The 18768-nt window shown below is 70.7% G+C and carries 15 protein-coding genes; 6 read left to right on the top strand and 9 right to left on the bottom strand.

Annotated elements, in window-relative coordinates:
• Positions 1-64: 64 nt before the first annotated feature.
• The 7 genes from BM430_RS04845 to BM430_RS04815 form a co-directional block, all read right to left on the bottom strand.
• Positions 65-1651 (bottom strand): ABC transporter substrate-binding protein, encoded by a 1587-nt coding sequence (locus BM430_RS04845; RefSeq protein WP_210188408.1) that lies wholly within the window; start codon positions 1649-1651, stop codon positions 65-67.
• 23 nt (positions 1652-1674) lie between these two features.
• On the bottom strand, positions 1675-2565 hold the full coding sequence (locus BM430_RS04840; RefSeq protein ID WP_093565922.1) for an ABC transporter permease: 891 nt from the start codon (positions 2563-2565) through the stop codon (positions 1675-1677).
• Positions 2562-3506, bottom strand: coding sequence for an ABC transporter permease (locus BM430_RS04835; protein WP_093565921.1), 945 nt, complete (start codon positions 3504-3506; stop codon positions 2562-2564). Before BM430_RS04835 ends, BM430_RS04840 begins: the two co-directional genes overlap by 4 nt.
• A gap of 541 nt (positions 3507-4047) precedes the next feature.
• Positions 4048-5856 carry a flavin-containing monooxygenase gene (locus BM430_RS04830; protein ID WP_093566017.1) on the bottom strand — a complete coding sequence of 603 codons (1809 nt, stop codon included), beginning with the start codon at positions 5854-5856 and terminating at the stop codon, positions 4048-4050.
• Between the two features lie 5 nt (positions 5857-5861).
• Positions 5862-7547 carry a N,N-dimethylformamidase beta subunit family domain-containing protein gene (locus tag BM430_RS04825; protein ID WP_093565919.1) on the bottom strand — a complete coding sequence of 562 codons (1686 nt, stop codon included), beginning with the start codon at positions 7545-7547 and terminating at the stop codon, positions 5862-5864.
• Complete coding sequence (locus BM430_RS04820; protein WP_093565917.1) at positions 7544-8245, bottom strand: GntR family transcriptional regulator; 702 nt, start codon at positions 8243-8245, stop codon at positions 7544-7546. Before BM430_RS04820 ends, BM430_RS04825 begins: the two co-directional genes overlap by 4 nt.
• Positions 8242-9483 carry an aminotransferase class III-fold pyridoxal phosphate-dependent enzyme gene (locus tag BM430_RS04815; RefSeq protein WP_093565915.1) on the bottom strand — a complete coding sequence of 414 codons (1242 nt, stop codon included), beginning with the start codon at positions 9481-9483 and terminating at the stop codon, positions 8242-8244. The genes BM430_RS04820 and BM430_RS04815 overlap by 4 nt, the downstream gene beginning before the upstream one ends.
• Before the next feature lie 430 nt (positions 9484-9913).
• Here BM430_RS04815 and BM430_RS04810 point away from each other — a divergent pair, with 430 nt between their 5' ends.
• The 6 genes from BM430_RS04810 (at position 9914) to BM430_RS04785 (ending at position 15960) form a co-directional block, all read left to right on the top strand.
• Positions 9914-11044: an ABC transporter ATP-binding protein gene (locus BM430_RS04810; RefSeq protein WP_093565913.1), complete on the top strand. Its 1131-nt coding sequence runs from the start codon at positions 9914-9916 to the stop codon at positions 11042-11044.
• 59 nt (positions 11045-11103) lie between these two features.
• Positions 11104-11934: an ABC transporter permease gene (locus tag BM430_RS04805; protein WP_244539332.1), complete on the top strand. Its 831-nt coding sequence runs from the start codon at positions 11104-11106 to the stop codon at positions 11932-11934.
• Positions 11931-12713 (top strand): ABC transporter permease, encoded by a 783-nt coding sequence (locus BM430_RS04800; RefSeq protein ID WP_244539322.1) that lies wholly within the window; start codon positions 11931-11933, stop codon positions 12711-12713. Before BM430_RS04805 ends, BM430_RS04800 begins: the two co-directional genes overlap by 4 nt.
• A 98-nt stretch (positions 12714-12811) precedes the next feature.
• The gene (locus BM430_RS04795; protein WP_093565907.1) at positions 12812-13900 is read left to right on the top strand and encodes an extracellular solute-binding protein; all 1089 of its coding nucleotides are present in this window, start codon (positions 12812-12814) and stop codon (positions 13898-13900) included.
• Between the two features lie 40 nt (positions 13901-13940).
• Positions 13941-15188, top strand: coding sequence for a four-carbon acid sugar kinase family protein (locus tag BM430_RS04790; RefSeq protein ID WP_093565905.1), 1248 nt, complete (start codon positions 13941-13943; stop codon positions 15186-15188).
• A gap of 55 nt (positions 15189-15243) precedes the next feature.
• Positions 15244-15960: a TetR/AcrR family transcriptional regulator gene (locus BM430_RS04785; protein WP_093565900.1), complete on the top strand. Its 717-nt coding sequence runs from the start codon at positions 15244-15246 to the stop codon at positions 15958-15960.
• Positions 15961-16354: 394 nt separating this feature from the next.
• Here the strand turns inward: BM430_RS04785 and BM430_RS04780 are convergent, their stop codons facing one another.
• Positions 16355-17731: an amidohydrolase family protein gene (locus BM430_RS04780; RefSeq protein WP_093565899.1), complete on the bottom strand. Its 1377-nt coding sequence runs from the start codon at positions 17729-17731 to the stop codon at positions 16355-16357.
• Positions 17728-18606, bottom strand: coding sequence for a polysaccharide deacetylase family protein (locus BM430_RS04775; RefSeq protein WP_093565897.1), 879 nt, complete (start codon positions 18604-18606; stop codon positions 17728-17730). The genes BM430_RS04780 and BM430_RS04775 overlap by 4 nt, the downstream gene beginning before the upstream one ends.
• Positions 18607-18768: the final 162 nt, after the last annotated feature.

The raw sequence follows: 18768 nt of genomic DNA, 5'->3' as shown, positions 1-18768 counted from the left end.
TGACCGTCGGATGGTCCGGGCTAGGATTCGGGCGGGCGGCGGCGAGGGGCAAAGGATCGGCCCCCTACCGCTTCAGGCTCAAATCGAGGCCCTTGTAGAGGCCGGCGCCGTAGAGCCCGTGCGGCCGCACGCCCTCGACGCGGTCGCCCGACACGACCCAGAGCTGGCGCGTGACGAGGGGGATCCAGACGTTGGCGGCGGTGAGCAGGCGCTGCGTCTCGGCATTCGCCTCCTTGCGCTTGGCCGGATCGGTCGCGGTGGCGGCGGCGTCGATGAGCTGGTCGGTCTTCTCGTCCTTCCAGTTCATGCGGTTCGGCGTCGGCGCCTGCGTGCTCTTGAAGTAGAGGTTCAGCGCCTCGGTCGCGGTCCCGTAAGGGTAGGACAGCATGAAGGCGTCGAATTCCTGCGTCGCGAGCTTGCCCCAGGCGACGGTCGCGTCCCAGAGCTGGATCCGCATCTCGATGCCGACCTTGCGCAGGTCGGCCTGCATCGCCTCGGAGATGCGCGGGTTCTGGTCGTCGCGGATGCCGTAGACCAGGAAGCTGGCCTTCTGGCCGTCCTTCACGCGGATGCCGTCCGGCCCGGGCGTCCAGCCGGCCTCGTCGAGGACCTTGGCGGCGCCGGCCGGATCGAATGTCGGCATCAGCGTCGCCGCCTTGGCGTCATAGTCGAGCACGGTCGGGCTCAAGAGCGAGTGCAGCGGCGTGCCGTGGCCGAAATAGACCGCCTTGGCGATCGCATCCTTGTTGACCGCCATGCTGGCGGCGCGCCGGATCGCCGGATCGCTCGCGACCGGCTTGTTGACCCGGAAGGCGAAGAAGACGTCGTAGATGTAGTCCTTCTGCTGCTGGACCTTGAGGCCCGGCACGCGCTGCATCGTGTCGATCGAGAACAGCGGCGGGTAATAGGTGATGTCGGCCTGGCGCGCCTGCATGGCGGCCATCAGGGTGTTGGCCTCGGGCACAACCTTCCAGACGATCTGGTCGATCTCCGGCTTCGGGTTCTTGTAGATCGGCGGACCCCAGGTGTAATGGGGGTTCTTCTTCATCACGAGGTCCTGGCGGGGCGTCCAGCTGACCCAGCAATACGGCCCGGTGGCGTTGAAGCCCTGGACCCCGAAATTCTGCCCCAGCTTCTCGACCGTGTTCTTGTCGACGATCGAGCCGAAGGATTGCGTGAGCTGGTACAGGAGGTCGCTGAACGGCTCCTGCAACTCGTAGACGACCGTGTGGTCGTCGGTGGCGCGAATGTCCTTCACCTTGCCGGCGCGGCTCGCGACCGGCGAGCGGGTGGCCGGGTCGATCCAGCGCTTGAGCGAGTAGACCACGTCCTCGGCGGTCATCGGCCGGCCGTCGCAGAACTTCACGTCCTGGCGCAGGTCGAAGGTGTAGGTCCGGCCGTCCTCGGACGCCGTCCAGGATTTCGCCAGGAACGGCTTCACCGTCTTCATGTCGAAGTCGAGGCTGACCAGGGTGTCGGCCAGCATGAAGATGATCTCGGAGGCGGCGGTCGCGGTCGACCGCACGGGATCGTAGCGATCGGCGTCGATGACCCGCAGGATGGTGAGCGGCGCCTTCGTCTGGGCGAGCGCCGGGGCGAGGCCGAGCAGCGAGAGGCCGGCCGCCCAAGCGGCCATGGCGAGCGTCTTCATCGAAAAAAATCCTCTCGAAGGGGTCAGCGGCGCATCCGGGGGTCGAGGGCGTCGCGCAGGCCGTCGCCGAGCACGTTGAAGGCGAGCACGACGATGAAGATCAGCAGGCTCGGCAGGACCGAGACGTGGGGGGCGAAGAACAGGAAGTTGCGCCCGTCCGACGCCATGGCCCCGAGTTCGGCCATCGGCGGCTGGGCGCCCAGCCCGATGAAGGACAGGAGCGAGCCGAGCAGGATCACCTGACCGAAGCGCAGGGTGACGAAGACGAAGATCGGCGAGAGGCAGTTGAGCAGGACGTACTTCGTCAGGATACGGCCGTCGCCCATGCCGATCGCCCGGGCGGCCTCGATGTAGTCCTGCTGCAGCACCACGATCGCGGCCCCGCGCACCACCCGCGCCATCAGCGGGATGGTGGCGATCGAGAGCGCGGCGAGCACCGCCGTGAGGCCGGGCCCGACGATCGCCGTCAGCGCAAGACCGAAGAGGATCGCCGGGAACGACAAAAGCACGTCCATCAGGCGCATCAGGAGCCCGGAGACCCGCGGGTAATAGGCTGCGGCGAACCCGACGAGTCCGCCGATCCCGCAGCCGATGACGACGGCCACACCGCTCATCGCGAGCGTCATCCGCAGGCCGAACAGCAGGCGGGTGACCATGTCGCGCCCCTGCCCGTCGGTGCCCAGCAGAAAGCCGTCGCCCGGGACTTTGAGGGTGTTGGCGAGGTCGCCGGCATAGGGGTCGGTCGGCGCGAGCCAGGGCGCGAGGAGCGCCGCCAGCACGAGCAGCGCGACGGCGACGAGCGCCACGGCGCTCGCCGGCTCGCGCAGGAGGAAGCGCAGGACGGAGGGACGGGCGGTGACCGCGAAGGCGGCGTGCGGGCTCGCCTCGGGCGTGAGGGCGATCGGATTGCTCATCGGGCCTCGCGGATGCGGGGATCGAGGAAGGCGTAGAGCACGTCGACGATCAGGTTGATCAGGATGAAGCCGGCCGAGAGCACGATGATGGTGCCCTGCGCCATCGGCGCGTCGCTCGACAGGATCGCGCCGACCGCGAGCCGCCCGATGCCGGGCCAGCTGAAGATCGTCTCGACCACCACCGCGCCGCCGAGGAGGAAGCCGATCTGCAGCCCGATCAGGGTGACGACCGGGATCAGGGCGTTGCGCAACGCGTGCCGCAGGACGACGGCGCGCTCGGTCAGGCCCTTCGCCCGGGCGGTGCGGACGTGGTCGGCGCCCAGCACGTCGAGGACGGAGCTGCGGGTCATGCGGGCGACCGGCCCGACGAAGACGCCGCCGAGCGTCACCGCCGGCAGGATCACGCCCTGGAGCCCCTCCCACGTCCAGAGCGGCCCGGTGCGGCCGGTGAAGGGCAGGATCTGCCAGTGGAAGCCCAGCAGCCAGACGAGGCCGAGCCCGAGCAGGAAGACCGGCACCGACACGCCGGCGACCGAGGCCGCCACGACCAGCCGGTCGGGCCAGCGGCCGCGCCAGTAGGCGCCGACCGTGCCGAGCCCGATGCCGAGCGGCACCGACCAGATCAGCGAGGCGAGCATCAGTTCGAGCGTCGGCCCGATCGTGTTCCCGAGTTCCTCGATCACCGGCATGTTGTTGATGATCGAGACGCCGAGATCGCCCCGCAGCAGGCGCCCGAGATAGATCAGGAACTGGATCCAGAGCGGCTGGTCGAGGCCGAGATCGCGCCGGATCGCCTCGATGACGTCCTGCGTCGCCGTCGGCCCGGCCCGGACCACCGCCGGATCGTTGGGCACGACCTGCATCAACAGGAAGCCGACGAGCAGCACGCCGAGGAGGACCGGGACGGCGAGCAGCAGCCGTTGCAGAACGGTGCGGAGCATCGGCGCTAGACTCCCCGTGCCCGGACCGGCCGGGGCCAGCCGCCCCGCGGCGGAGCGTCGGCGGTCCGTGAACCGGTCGATGCCGTGTCGTCCCTGAGCCCGGTCACGTGAGCCCTCCCGCAAGTGGCCTAATCCGTCAAGGGACCTGCAAGGTCTAGGCCAGGATAGCAGGGAATGGCCCCGGTTCAACCCGTTCGTTGCGATGGGCGGTTCGGTCGTATTGTTGGGCGATACGAATTAAAGTGGGTTGCGCGTCGTGCCGGAGGCCGGGTGGGCGTGGGCGCTGATCGGTGCGGCACCGATGATCGTGATGAACCGAGCGGGGTCAGGCAGGCTTGGATGGACAGCCTTCGGCATTGTCACAAAGCCATTCGAGACGGGCGGGCGACTCCGTTTCGTGCCCCCTTTCCCGGATCTCCTTCCGCTTCGCTACAGTCGTCCGGGAAAGGGGAGCCTGAGATATTCGATCTGAGCGAATTATAGCCCCAATCAGCCGCCTAACCTGACGATGCTTCATCGTCCAAACGATGACCGCCACGGATCACCCCACCGCCGGACCCGGCACCCCGCCGACCACCACCGGCAATCTCTCGAACCGAGCCTTCAACTGCAAGGCGAGGTAACGCGAGAAGTGGCGCGACTGCTGGAGGTTGCCACCGTGGAACCACAAGCCCGGCTGGGCGGTCGGCGTCCACATGTTGCGCAACTCGCCGTGCCAGGGGCCGGGATCGCGCGCGGTGCCCGAGCCGATGCCCCAGCACGGGCCGACCCGCGCGGCCACCCCGGGCGAGATCAGCCGCGCCGCCCAGTCGGTCATCGGGCCGTAGCCGGTAGCGGAGACGACGAGGTCGGCGGGCAGGACGGTGCCGTCGTCGAGCACCACGGCGTCCTCGGTCAGGTGGCTCACGCCCCGGCCGCTCTTAAGCCGGATCTCGCCCGAGGCGATGAGCCCGGAGGCGCCGACGTCGATGTAGTAGCCCGAGGCCCGGCGGGGATACATCAAGCCGATGCCGGTCTCGTCCTCGCCGAAGGTGAGGAGGAATCCCGCTTTCTCCAGGGACGCGTAGAAGGCGGCGTCCTCGTCGCGGATGCGGCGCATGACCGGCTTCAGCAGGTCGGGGAGCAGCGCGTAGGGGGTCGAGGCGGCGATGAGATCCGCACGGTCGGCGTCGATCCCGGCGGCGACCGCCTCCTCCGAGTAGAGCGGGCGGCCGTGGCGCTGCAGGCTCTCGGCGCGCACCACCAGGGTGGGCGAGCGCTGCACCATCGTGACCTCGGCCCCGTGCTCCCACAGGTCGGCGGCGATGTCGTGGGCCGAGTTGTTCGCCCCCACCACGACGCAGCGTTTCCCGGCGAACCCGGCGCCGCCGGGATGACGGCTCGAATGGTGGTGGGCGCCGCGGAAGCGCCCCGCCCCCGGATAGGCCGGCTCGTTCGGCACACCCGACAGGCCGGTGGCGAGGACGAGGTGCTGGGGGGTCAGCACGTGGGTCTCGCCGTCGCGCGCGACGGTCACGGTCCACCGGCCCTCGGCCTCGTCGTAGGCGGCCGACCGGCAGGTGGTGGAACTCCAGAGGTCGAGCTCCATGATCGACGCGTAGGCTTCGAGCCAGTCGCCCATCTTGTCCTTGGGCGTGTAGATCGGCCAATGCTCCGGGAAGGGCAGGTACGGCATGTGGTCGTACCAGACCGGATCGTGCAGGCAGAGCGAGCGGTAGCGCCGCCGCCAGGCATCGCCCGGCCGGGGCAAGGCATCGACGACCAGCGTCGGCACGCCGAGGCGCTTGAGCCGGGCGGCGAGGCCGAGCCCACCCTGGCCGCCACCGACGATCAGGCAGTAGGGCTGACGGTCGAGGCCGAGGCGCGCCTCCTCGGCGCGGCGGTCGGCCCAGGTCCGGCGGCCGCGGATCGCGCCGTGCTGCGTCCCCGCCTCGCGGGTCGGCCCCTGCCGCTCCTCGAACCCCTTCAGCTCGCGCAAGGTGGTGAACAGCGTGCGGGCGAGGCCGTCGACCAGCCGGACCTGGCCGAGGCCGCGCCCGAGGGCGGTCTCGAAGCGGAACCACGCCTCGACCGTGCCGCCGGTCCGGACCGCCGGGCGTTCGAGGGCGAAGCCCCCCGCCTGCGTGGCCGCCGCGGTGGCGGCCGCCCGGGCCTCGATCGCCGGGCGGCCCTCGACCGTGGCGATGGTCCAGGTGAAGGCGACGAAGTCGCGCCACCAGCAATCGGGGGCAAAGAGTGCCGCGACCGCGGGGGCGTCGCCGGCGGACAGTGACTGGGCGAAACGGTCGAGCCAGCCCCGCGCGGTCGCGTCCGGGTCAATGTCGTGCTGCATCGGGGCGTCCTCGACCATCGCCGTCACTCCGCTTGTCCCGAGAACCGGTCGAGGGCGTTGCGGGTGATGGCCTGCGTGAAGGCGTCGTGGCGGGTGAGACCCATCACCCACTCGCAGGAGCCGGCGGTCAGCACCTCGCCCTTGCCGCGCGGCATGCCGACCAGCATGCCGGACCCGTACTGGAACTTGCGCCTTGCGACCGGATACTCGTCGGCCGCGAGCTCGGCGAGGCCGTGCAGGTCGCCGTCGCGCACGTAGTAGCGCGTGCCCTCGCCCTCGTGCTCGTACTCGAACAGGACCGCCGGGCTCATCGCCAGGATGTCGATGTTGTCCGGAACGCCGGGGGCCGGCACCGGATAGGGCAGGCCCTGGCGGAAGGTGTAGTCGAGCCCGTCGACCTCGTAGCCGAAGATGCCGGCCTCGGCCCCGAACACGTCGGCGTAGCGCAGGTCGGTGCCCCGGAAGGCCCAGTGCTCCGGCCGGTAGACCGTGAAGCCGCGCGAGCCGCGGGGCGCGAACCCGCCCCAGCTGCCGTACATCCCGTGGCAGCCGTTGACGCCAACCGTCGACGCCCCGGGCCACGCCACGCCGCCGCTCTCCCAGGATGCCGTCAGCAGGTGCTTGCGGGCGGGGTCGTCGCGGACCGGGTCCATCGTCGGCGCCTTGAACTTCCAGCAGACCTGCCGGCTGCCCCCGTCCTCGAGCCGGATCTGCCACAGGAAGTTGCCGCCGAAGCGGGCAAAGCCCCCGCCCCGCTCGACGAACGCCTCCACCGTCTTGCGCATCTCCCACGACCAGTACTCGTCGTGGCCGCAGGTCACGAGACAGCTATAGTCGTCGAGGATCTCGGGCCGCATGTGCAGGTCGGTCTGGGTCACGACGTCGAAGGCGTAGCCCTCGCGCTCGGCCCAGACGGCGAAGTGGCGGTCGAACTGGGCCCAGCCGGCGGCGGCGTAGTACTGGCCCCAGCCGCCGGAATAGCCCCACTCCTTCGAGGGATAGCGGGTGACGTCGTTCATGTCCGGCAGGGGCGAGACGGTGATGCGGGCCGCGCCCTTGGGCAGCCAGAGCATGCCTCGGGTCCAGGGCCGCTTGAGGCTCAAGATCGGCGAGCCCTCGTTCCGGTTCGGACCCCAGGTGCCGAAATAATGGTTGGCGCCGCCCCAGTCGTTGTAGGCGGTCCAGGTGCCGGTGGCGAGCATCAGGAGGATGCGGCCCGACCGCGTCGCCTTCGTCGGCCGCACGACCACGAAATGGTGCTGGACGAACCGCTCGCCGTCCCGGCGCTTGCAGGTCGAGACCACCCGGTAGAGGCCGGACCGGGCACCGTCGGGGATGCGCCAGGAATGGACCACCGGCCAGTCGACGCCGTCCTGGTAGGCGGTCTCGGAGGTCTTGGTGAAACTCCCCGGCAGGTCGAAGGCCTCGTGCATCATCTCGGGCGCGAACCCGTCGCGGTAGATCTGGATCGACCAGGTCTCGGCGGTGGTCGAGCCATAGAACTCCACCGTCTCGCCCGGATCGAACGACATCCGGTCGGTGCAGACGAAGACCTCGGCGAGGTCGGGGTCCTCGCGCGGGAACTGGAAGCGGTAATCCGACAGGAAATGCTCGTCGGCGTAGCCCTTGCGCACCGCCCAGGGCTTGATCGCGTGGGATCCGTTCTCCGGATGGGCGAAGGGAGGCTTGGTGGCGGAGGGCGTCTTCATGTCCGTCGGCTCCGGTGGGACGGTTCGGCGGCGGGCGCCGCCTCCAGGCTCGCGAGGTGGCGCACGAGGCGGCGTCCGCCTTCGATCAGGTCCTGGCGGATCGCCATGCGCAGGGCCGGCGCGTCGCGGCGGCGCAGGGCGTCGAGCACCGCGAGGTGCTGGTGCTCCTCGGCATAGGTCGGCCGCGCGCCCGGATAGAGCTCCGACAGCATCGGGCCGAGGCGCGTCCACAGGCCGTGCAGCACCTCGGTCAGGGTCGTCATGCCGGAGCGGCGGTAGAGGCCGAAATGGAAGTCGACATTGGCCTCGAGCGCGACAGGCCAGTCGCCGCCCTCCTCGGCGGCGACGAGGCGGTCATGGGCCGCCGCGAGCTCGGCGATCTCGGCCTCGCCGACCCGGGGCAGCGCCCGCTCGGCGGCCATCGGTTCGAGTTCGAGCCGGATGTCGCGGATCTCCAGGTACTCGGCGAGCGAGAGGCGGCGCACCCGGATGAGCGCCCGGGGCTTGATCTCGATCGCGCCGTCATGGGCGAGCTGCACCAGCGCCTCGCGCACCGGCGTCTCGGAGGTGCCCATCTGGCGCGCCAGATCGCGGACCTTGAGGCGGTGATGCGGCCGCAACTCGGCCCGGATCAGGGCCGTACGCAGCCGCGCGTAGACGCTGCCCGACAGGACCTCGGCCTCGTCCTCGCGGCTCATGCTCGTGATTGGCGGAGCGCCGCGAAAGCGCCCTCCGTCGCCTCCAGCGCCACGTCGATGACCTCCGGCGTGTGGGCGAGCGACAGGAACATGTTGTGGCGGTGGTGGAGGTAGACGCCGCGCTGTAGCGCCTCGAGGCAGAAGACCTCGCCCAGCGCCGCCTCCGGGTCGTCGCGGAACAGCACCATCGGCATCGCCGGCGGGCCGGTGATCTCGAGGGCGAAGCCGTGGCGGGCCGCCTGCTCCTCGAGCCCGGCCCGGAATCGCAGGCCCGCCTCCTCCAGCACCCGGGGTGCATCGACCCCCCGCAATTCGGCCAGCGTCGCGACCGCCGCCGCCATCGGGGCGCCGGCATACCAGAACGAGCCGGTGGTGAAGACGCGGGAGGCGGCATCGCGGAACCGCTCGCTGCCGGTGACGGCGGCGAGCGGCTGGCCGTTGGCGATCGCCTTCGAGTAGCCGGCGAGGTCGGGCCGCACGCCGACCCGCTCCCAGCTGCCGCCGAGATCGAGCCGGAACCCGGCCCGCACGTCGTCGACGACGAGCGCCGCGCCGACCCGGTCGCAGGCCGCCCGCGCCGCCGCGGCGAAGTCCCGGGTCGGCAATTCCTGCGCCTGGCCGAGATCGTGGCGGAAGGCCGACACGACGATCGCCGCGAGATCGTCACCCGCTTGCGCCACGGCCTCGTCCAGGCTCGCGACGTCGTTGTAGCGGAAGTGCAGCAGGTGGGCGCGGTCCTCCGTGGTGACGCCGAGGAGCGAGGGCGAGCACCACGGCACGGCGCCGTGATAGGCGCCGCGTGCCACCAGCACCTTCCGGCGCCCGGTCCCGGCCCGCGCCAGCGTCACGCAGGTCGTCATCGCGTCCGAGCCGTTCTTCTGGAACAAAGCCCAGTCGGCGTGCGGAATCATCCCGACCAGGGTCTCGGCCAGCTCCACCGCGTGCGGCGTCGGGCCGTCGAGGCAGTCCCCCCGGTCGAGCTGGCGCCGGACCGCCTCGGCCACCGCCGGATGCCGATGGCCGAGGATGATCGGCCCCCAGGAACACATGAAATCGATGTAGTGGCGCCCGTCGGCGTCCTCGACCCGGGCACCGTCGCCGCCGACGAAGAATTGCGGGTAGCCCCGCGGCACTGCTGCCGCGCGCTGGTGCCCCCACATCCCGCCCGGGATCACGGAAGCAGCGCGCGCCCGAAGACCCGCATCGCCCCCGTCCGGCCGCTCGACCCCACTTCGCATCAGACAGGATCCTTCGCGCTCGGGCCCGCTCGCTGGGACGCGGCGCGGACCGAAAACGGATATATCAAGCTTCCGCTCAGCGCAGGGGATGTCAAGCGGGAGACGGCGAGAAAGCCATCGAAAAATCGGGTATCTCGGCAGCTGACGGATTGAGCGGCACAGCTGATCGAGAATGTTTCTGCGGCCGTGACTCTCCATCGTGAGGCTGATCTGCGTGACGGCAGAGACACCCTCCGCGTCATTCCGGCGCCGCTGCACGGCCCCGGAATGACGCTGAGATGTGGAAGCGCGGTCCGTCACGTCGAACGCCCTCCGACTCGATCGAGGCTCGCTGCCCACCCAACGAGCGCCCTCCTCCCGAAATTTGCGCTTTGAAATTCGGCCATGTTCCGCTTCAATGGATATATCACCTCAGCCGAGAGGAGACGGGATGCGCGCAGTCGGAGCCATCACCGGAGAGCCGCGTGCGACCGAGTCGGCGAGGACCGGGGCGACGAAGGGCGCGGCGATCAGCGTGCGCGGCCTGACCCGCCGGTTCGGCTCGGTCACCGCCGTCGACGCCGTCTCGCTGGAGATCGCGGCCGGCGAGTTCGTCGCGCTGCTGGGCCCGTCCGGCTCGGGCAAGTCGACCGTGCTGATGAGCCTCGCGGGCTTCGACCTACCGGACGAGGGGACCATTCTCATCGGGGGCGAGGATTGCACCCGGCTGCCGCCGCACCGGCGCAACATCGGGATGGTCTTCCAGCACTACACGCTGTTCCCGCACCTGAGCGTCGCCGACAACGTCGCCTTCCCGCTCAAGATGCGCGGCATCGGCCGGGCCGAGCGGCGGGCCCGCGCCGAGGCGGCGCTCGACGTGGTACGGCTCTCGGGTTTCGGGACGCGCATGCCGCGCCAGCTCTCGGGCGGGCAGCAGCAGCGCGTCGCGCTCGCCCGCGCCATCGTCTACCAGCCGCGCGTGCTGCTGATGGACGAGCCGCTCTCGGCGCTGGACAAGAACCTGCGCGAGGAGATGCAGATCGAGATCAAGCGGCTGCATTCCGAACTCGGCATCACCATCGTGTTCGTCACCCACGACCAGGGCGAGGCGCTGACGATGGCCGACCGGGTCGCGATCCTGCGCCAGGGCCGCGTGCAGCAGATCGCTCCGGCGCGGACACTCTACGAGCGGCCCGCCAACCTGTTCGCCGCCGGCTTCATCGGCGACATGAACCGGATCGCCGTCGCCTGGGACGGGCGCGCGGCGCGCATCGCCGGGCAGGCGGTACCCTTGGGGCCGGACGCCGCGATCACGGCCGTGCCGCCCGGTCCCGCGATCCTCGCCGTGCGGCCCGAGCGGATCGAGATCGCGGCGCCCGACCGCGCGGGCGCCCTGCCGGCGACCGTCACCGACATCGTCTATGGCGGCGCCGGCACCCTCGTCATCGCGACGCTTCAGGACGGCGCGCCGGTCCGGGCTCGGGCGCCGAGCGCCGGCCTGCCGCCGCTCGAACCCGGCGCGCGGATCGGCCTCGTCGTCCCGGCCGGCGCGGCCCTGCTCTACCCGGCGGAGGAGCCATGACGGGCCTCTCGAAGCCAGGATTCTTCGCGAAGGGATTTTTGGCGGCGCGCGGGCGGCGGATGTCCAGGGCGGCGATCGTCGGCCTGCTGCTGCCGTTCTTCTCGCTCCTGTTCCTCGCCTTCCTGTACCCGCTGCTGAGCCTGCTGGCGATCTCGGTGACCGAGCCGCAGCCGGGCCTGACGAACTACGCCCGGGTCTTCCAGAACCCGGTCTACGCCACGGTGCTGCTGCGGACGCTGCGCATCGCGCTCCTCGTCAGCCTCCTGTCGCTGATCCTCGCCTTCCCGGTCGCCGCCGTGATGGCCCGCTCGAAGGGCCCGAAGCTCGCCCTCGTCACCGCCTGCATCCTGCTGCCGTTCTGGTCCTCGGTGCTGGTGCGCACCGCCGCCTGGGCGGTGCTCTTGCAGCGCAACGGGCTGGTAAACACCACTCTCGTCGGGCTCGGGCTCACCGACGCGCCGGTCAAGCTGCTCTACACGCAAGGAGCGGTGGTGGTGGCGATGACCCACGTGCTGATGCCGTTCATGGTGCTGCCGATCTACGGCGCCTTACGCAACATCCCGCCCGACCTGGCGCGGGCCGCAGCGATCTGCGGCGCGGGCCCGGCCCGGGCCTTCCGGGAGGTGACGCTGCCGCTGGCCCTGCCCGGGGTGACCGGCGGCTTCATCCTCGTCTTCCTGTCGGCGCTCGGCTACTTCATCACCCCCTCGCTCCTCGGCTCGCCGCAGGAGATGATGATCGCGACGCTGATCTCGCAGCAGATCCGCGAGAACCTCGACTGGCCGTTCGCCGCGGCGCTCGTCGGCGTGCTGACGCTGTTCGTGACCGGCATCACCCTCGCCTTCGGCCGCCTGTTCGGGTTCGACCGCCTGATGGGAGCGCGCGCGTGAGGCCCCGGGTCCTCGATGCGGTGGTGGCCGCGATCCTCGCCTTCGTGCTGGTCCCGATCCTCGTCGTCCTGCCGATGGCGTTCAGCGAGACGACCTACCTGACCTTCCCGCCGAAGGGCTTCACCACGCAGTGGTTCGCCGAATTCTTCGACGACCGGCGCTGGATGGGGGCGTTCCGGTTCAGCCTGGAGATCGCCGCCGCGACCGCGCTCGTCGCCACCACCATCGGCACCATGGCGGCCTACGCCACCCTGCGCGGCGCCGGCGCGATCGGGGCGGTGTTCCGGGCTTTGCTCATCGGGCCGATCGTCGTGCCGCACATCGCGCTCGCCGTGGCGCTCTACCTGTTCTTCCAGCGCACCGGGCTCGGCGGCACCCGCCTCGGCTACGTGCTGGCGCATGCGGTGATCGCGATGCCCTTCGTGGTGTTCACGGTGACCGCGGCCCTGGCGAGCGTCGATCCGGCGCTGGAGGACGCGGCGATGATCTGCGGCGCCCCGCGCTTCACCGCCTTCCGCCTGGTGACGCTGCCGCTGATCCTGCCGAACGTCGTGTCGGGGGCGCTCTTCGCCTTCATCATCTCGTTCGACGAGCCGGTGGTGTCGTTCTTCCTCGCCGGCATCCGCGACAAGACCCTGCCGCGGATGATGTTCGACGACATCGAGCAGAACCTGACGCCGATCATCCCGGCCATCGCCGTGCTGCTGACCGGCCTGTCGGTCACGATCCTGGTCAGCGCCGCGCTCCTGCGCCGCGCCGGCCAGAGGAAGGCGGCGTGAGCGAGAGCACCGCCCGATCGCGCTGCGATCAGGCGGTGCTCCAGCTTTTTGATTTTGCCGCATTTTCTGCGACGAACCGGTTTCCACTTCGTCGGAGAATGCTCGAACCGCCGGCCCGCACCGGGCACCGAGAGGAGGTCACCGTGACGCTGAGACGAACGATCGTTGCCGCGCTCGCCACCATGGTGGTGGCCACCGCGCCCGCCGCCGCCGACGAGGTGGTGATCGCCACGACCGGCGGGCTGATGCGCAACACCCTCGAGAAGCTGATGTACCGGCCCTTCGCCAAGGCGACCGGCACCGAGATCGTGCCCTTCGACATCGAGGTGCCGGACCAGTGGGCCCGCGCCGAGGGCATGGTGCGCACGAAGCGCGTCGAGTTCGACATCGTCACGGCGACCGGGCCGGACCTCGTCAGCCGCGCCGAGATGCTGATGGACATCCCCTGCGGCGAGCTCGCCCACGTCAAGGACTACGCCCTGCCGGGCGCCTGCCAGCCGAAGGGCGTGGCGCGCACCACCGGCGGCATGGTGCTGACCTACAACAAGACCGCCTTCGGCGGCCGCGCCCCGAAGACCTGGGCGGATTTCTGGAACGTGAAGGATTTTCCGGGACCGCGCGGCCTGCCGGATACCGGCGACCGCGACTGGTGGGTGCCGACGGTCGCGCTCATCGCCGACGGCGTCCCGAAGGACAAGCTGTTTCCCCTCGACCTCGACCGCGCCTACAGGAAGCTCGACGAGATCCGGCCCCAGATCGCCGTGTGGTGGAAGACCGGCAACCAGGTCCAGCAGATCATGCGCGACGGCGAGGTGGTGATGACCATGTCCTATTCGGGCCGGTCGCTCGCCACGATCAAGGACGGCGCGCCCTTCGCCATGGCCTGGGACGGGGCGCTGCGGGACACCGGCTACTTCGCGATCCTCAAGGGCGCGCCGAACCCGAAGGGCGCGCTGAAGTTCATCGACTACTTCTACCAGACCTCGGCGAGTCACCCCGACTTCATGCGGGCCGTCGGCTACGCCACCTCGTCGTCGAAGGGCCTCGCCGGCCTGCCCGAGGACGAGCAGAAGCTCTTCGCGACCTATCCGGCGAACTATGCCGGCCTCGTCGACCCGGACTTCAAGTGGATCGGCGACAACCGCGACCGGCTGCGCGCGCGCTGGACGGCCTGGCTGACGAAGTAGGCTTTTTCCCTCTGACGACGCACGAAGCGGGCACGATGCCATGCAGCTCGGGATCATCGCGGACGACCTCACCGGCGCGGTGATGATCGCCGGCGCCATCGAGGCGGAAGGTCTCGCGGCGCCGGTGGTGCTCGACGGCGGCCCCCCTGAGCCCTCCGGGTCCGGCATCGCGATCTACGCGACCCGCGCGCGGCTCGCGCCCGCGGCCGAGGCGGTCGCCGAGGTGGCCCGCCTCGCCCGCCGGCTCGACGCGGCGGGCTGCGCCCAGGTCGCCTACAAGGTCGGCGCCACCTTCGATTCGACCGATGCCGGCAATATCGGGCCGGTCGCCGACTGGCTCGCCGCCCGCTACGGCCAGCGGCCGCTGCTGATGAGCGCCGGGTTGCCGCGCCTCGGGATCACGGTGCACCAGGGCTACCTGTTCTATCGCGGCCGGCTGGTCTCGGAATCGATCAAGCGCCTCGATCCGGTGACGCCGATGAGCGACCCCGACCTCGTCCGGAGCCTCGGCCGGCAGACCCGCGCGCGCGTCGCGCTGCTGGCGCATCGCTGGCTCGCGGCGGGATTCGAGGCCGCCGGCACCGAGTTGCAGCGTCTCGTCGCCGCGGGAGCCGAGCTGGTGCTGATGGATTGCAGCGACGACGCCGACGCGGCGACGGGCGCGCGGCTCGCGGAGGCCGATCGCGCCACCCTCGGCAGCGACGCCCACATCGTCGCCCTGGCGCTCCGGCGCGGGATCCGGGCGGAGGCGCCGGTCCCCGTCCACTTGGTCGACGGGCCCGGGGCGGTGCTCGTCGGCAGCGTCGGGCCGGTGGCGCAGGCACAGGTCGCCGCCTTCGCGGAAAAGGCCACGGTCTTCACCCTCGACGTCGCCGACGAACGGCCCGAAGCGGCGCTCGTCGCGGAGGCGCTCGACTGGGCCGCCCCGCGGATCGGCGCGCATCCCCTCGCCATCGCGACGCGGAGCAGTCCCGAGGACGTCGCGCGGGCGCAAGATCGGCACGGCGCGATGGGGGCGGCGCGGCGGGCCGAGCGGATTCTCGCAGGGATCGCCGCCGGGCTCGTCGACCGCGGCGTGCGCCGCCTCGTCGTCTCGGGCGGGGAGACCTCGGGCGCCGTCGCCGCCGCGCTGGGGATCGCCCGGGTGCGGGCGCTGCCGGAAAGCACGCTCGGCGCCGGCTTCTGCGTCGCCGAGGCACCGATTCCGCTCTCCCTGTTCCTCAAGCCCGGCAAGCTCGGCACCGACGCGATCCTCGGCGAGGCTCTTGCGTCGATGCGGGATCGGTGAGCAATCGAGGACCGATCGGCCGGACGCGGCCGGTGCAAGGAAGCGCCCCGCCAGGATGGACCAGGACACGACGCCCGAGAGACCGGCCCGGCCACTGCGCCGGCGGGGCGTCGCGCGCCTCAACCTGATCCTGGACGCGACCGAATCCCTGCTCGCCGAAAACGGCGCCGGCGACATCAGCCTTGCCGACATCGCGGCGGCGGCCGGGGTGCCGCTGCCTTCGGTCTACCACTTCTTCCCCAACCGCAACGCGGCCTTCGTGGCGCTGGCGCTCCGCTTCAACGAGGAGATCTACCGCCGCTCGATCGAGGTGCTGGCCGATCCCGAGCCGCAGACCTGGCAGGAGCTCATCGACCGCAAGCACTGCCGCGCGGCCGAGTTCCAGAACGGGCGACCGGCCGCGCTCCGGCTGTTCCTCGGGGCCGGCGTCAGCGTCGCGGTGCGCAAGGCCGACCTCACCGGCAATGCCCGCATCGCGGTGAGCCGCGCCCGGATGTTCGAAGCCTATTTCCGGATGCCGGTCATCCCGGACTTCGTCGCGCATCTCGAGATCGCCGCCGCAGCGATGGACGGCGTCTGGTCCCTATCCTACGGCCGCCACGGACTCGTCACCGAGGCGTACCGGCGCGAGGCGACGGCGGCGACCATCGCCTACCTGCGCCGGATCCTGCCCGAAATCCTGCCCCGGCGGCCGCTGGATCCGGCGATGCTCGCCCGAATCGCGGTGTCGCCGGAAGAGGTCTCGCAGGTGTTGCAGGAGGGTGGGGCGTGAGGGCCTGTTCGACGTCGAGGACGGGGCCGCGAAGCGTTTTTCTATCCCACCCGCGCCCTCGTCCTGAGAACCTGTTTGAGCGGTTTCGCCGAACGATCTGCACACAGGCCGACATCTCTCTACGTCATCCCGGGGCTCGCCAAAGGCGAGAACCCGGGATCCATAACCGCTGACGGTGAGGGGTGAAGCGGAACGCGTTCCGACGTCTTCCGCATCGTCAGCGGTTATGGATCCCGGGTTCCGCTCCGCGGCCCCGGGATGACATCGAGGGTTTCGATTCTGCCGGCCAACTCAAACAGGCTCTCAGGATGAGGTCGTGGGTGGGGAAACCAAACAAGTGCAGGCTCCTCGCGATCCTCTCCTCCTGGACGCCGCGAGCCGGATACCGCCCCTCTCAAGCCTCCTCGAAGGCCGCCCGGGCCTCGGGCAAGTTCCAGATCCGCTCGATCGCGGCAGCACCCTCGCGGACGATCGTCTCCTCGTCGCCTCCCCGGTAGCGGCCCTCGTCGACGAGGATCCGGCCGTCGACCATCACCTGGGCGATGTCGGCCCGGTTGGCGAGCGCGATCAGGGCGCGCAACGGATCGTGCAGCGGCTGCAAATGCGGGTGCAGCATGTCCACCACCGTCAGGTCGGCGGTGGCGCCGGGCGCGATCACGCCGAGATCCGGGCGCCGGATCGCCGCGGCGGCCTCCCCCGTCACGGCATCGATCAGGGCAGCGGACTCCGCGACCTCGGCCCGGCCGGCGGCGACCTTCGAGATCAGCGAGGCGGCGTTCAATTCGCCCAGGAGATCCATGTTGTAGCCGTCGGTGCCCACCACGGTGCGCAGGCCGTGGGCGGCGAAGCGGGAGAAGGCGGCGGTGCGGCCGGCCCGGGCGAAGACCCGTGGGCAGTTCAGCACCGTGGCGCCCCGCGCCGCCATCAGGCGCAGGTCGTCGTCGCTGCTGGCGATGCAGTGGGCGGCGAGCAGGTCGGGCGCCAGCAGGCCGAGCCAGTCGAGGTATTCGGCGGGGCTGCGCCCGTCGTGGCGCGACCGGATGGTCGCGACCTCGTCGTCGCTCTGGGCGAGATGGGTGGTGATCGGCACGCCGAGCTCCCGCGCCCGGACGGCGCAGGCGCGGAGCAGGTCCGGGCCGCAGGTGTCGGTGGCGTGCGGGCTCATGGCGAGGCGGATGCGGCCCTGCCCCCTCCCCTCCCAGCGGGCGTGGAGCGCGTTCCACGCCGCGAGGTCGGCCTCGCCGTCGTCGCCGCGATAGGTCACGCGCCCGTCCGGGCCGGCCTTGGCGTCGGCGGTGGAGAACAGGTAGGGCGCGCCGTAGAAGCGCAGGCCCATCTCCTCGGCGGCCTCGAACATCTCGGGGAGGCCGTTGCGGAACGGCTCCATCACGGTGGTCGCGCCGCCCTTGAGGAGCTGCAGGATGCCGAGTCGTGCGGCGGCCAGGCGCTCCTGCCGCGACAGGATGGCGAGCGCGGTCTTCGAGAGCGGCAGCAGCACCGTGTAGACGATGCTCTTGCCCCCCTTTCGCCCTCTTCCGTCCTCGGTGTGCGAGCGGGCGATCGCCTCGCTGAAGCAGTGATTGTGCAGGTTGAGGAGGCCCGGCAGCACGAGGCGGCCCGGCCGGTCGTAAATCTCGTCCGCCGCCGGCCGGTCCGGCGTGACCGCGGCGATGCGGGTGCCCTCGACCAGGACCCAGCGGTCGCGCGCGATGCGGGCTGCGCCATCCCGGCGGATGAGGACGTAGGAGCCGAAGATCGCGACCGAGGTCACGCCGCCCTCTCGTGCGTGAGGAAGTTCTCGGCGATCGCTTCGCCGGTGGTGATCCAGAGGTCGGGGCAGGATTGCGCGTAGGTCAGGAACTCGCGCAGCAGGCGAAGCCGCATCGGCCGGCCGCTGCACTGGGGATGCAGCACCGTCGTCACCATCGCGCCCCAGTCGCGCACCTCGTCGAGCTCGTCCTTCCACAGCGAAAGGACGTGCTCCTTGGGGAAGATCGAGCGCGGGCTGAACCGGGTCGAGAGGCCGTGCATCCAGTCGTCGTAGCTCGCCGTCACCGGCAGCTCGATCGGGCCGGGGGTGCCGTCCCGCAGCACGTGGCGGTAGGGCCGCACGTCGTCGCGGAACGACGAGGTGTAGACGATGCCGTGCTTCACGAGGGTCTGGCGCAGGGATTCGGTGAACTCGCCGTAGGGCGCGCGGTAGCCCGTCGGCACCACGCCGAGGCGGCGCTTCAGGGTCTCGAAGCCGCGCTCGATCTCCTCCTCCATGAAGGGCGCGCCGGGATCGGGCATCAGGTGGTGGTAGCCGTGGTGCCCGATCTCGTGGCCGCCCCGGACGATCGCCTCGGCCATCGCCGGATAGGCGTCGACCGCCCAGCCAGTGATGAAGAAGGTACCCTTGAGGCCGAGCTGGTCGAGGAGTTCGAGGAGCTTCGGCGTGCCGACCCGGGCCTCGTAGGCGCCGTAGCTCATGGTGACCAGGCGCTCGGCGTGGCCCGCATCCTTGCTGGTCCAGGCGCTCTCCGCGTCGACGTCGAAGGAGAGGAACATCGCCGAGCGGTACGGGGCGGGCCAGGGGTAGTCCGGGGCCGGGGGGGCGAGGTTGGCGGGGGTGAGCGGGATGCTGTCGAGGGCGGCGCGGTTCATGGGGGGCTCTGTGTGGGGGTGGCTGTGTGGTCCTTGGGCGAGATGTCCAGGACACTGCTTCGACGCGTTCACGCTCTCCGGGATGGCAGGGCTTCCGGGGGCTAGAGAAGGCGCGGGATTTCTCCTCTCCCCGCGGGCGGGGAGAGGCCTGAGCCCCCCTTG

It is taken from the genome of Methylobacterium sp. 174MFSha1.1 (genome assembly GCF_900116815.1).
In the GTDB taxonomy this organism is placed as follows: Bacteria; Pseudomonadota; Alphaproteobacteria; order Rhizobiales; family Beijerinckiaceae; genus Methylobacterium.
The sequence above is the reverse complement of the archived record's forward strand: the minus strand, read 5'-3'. Positions and strand labels throughout refer to the sequence as shown.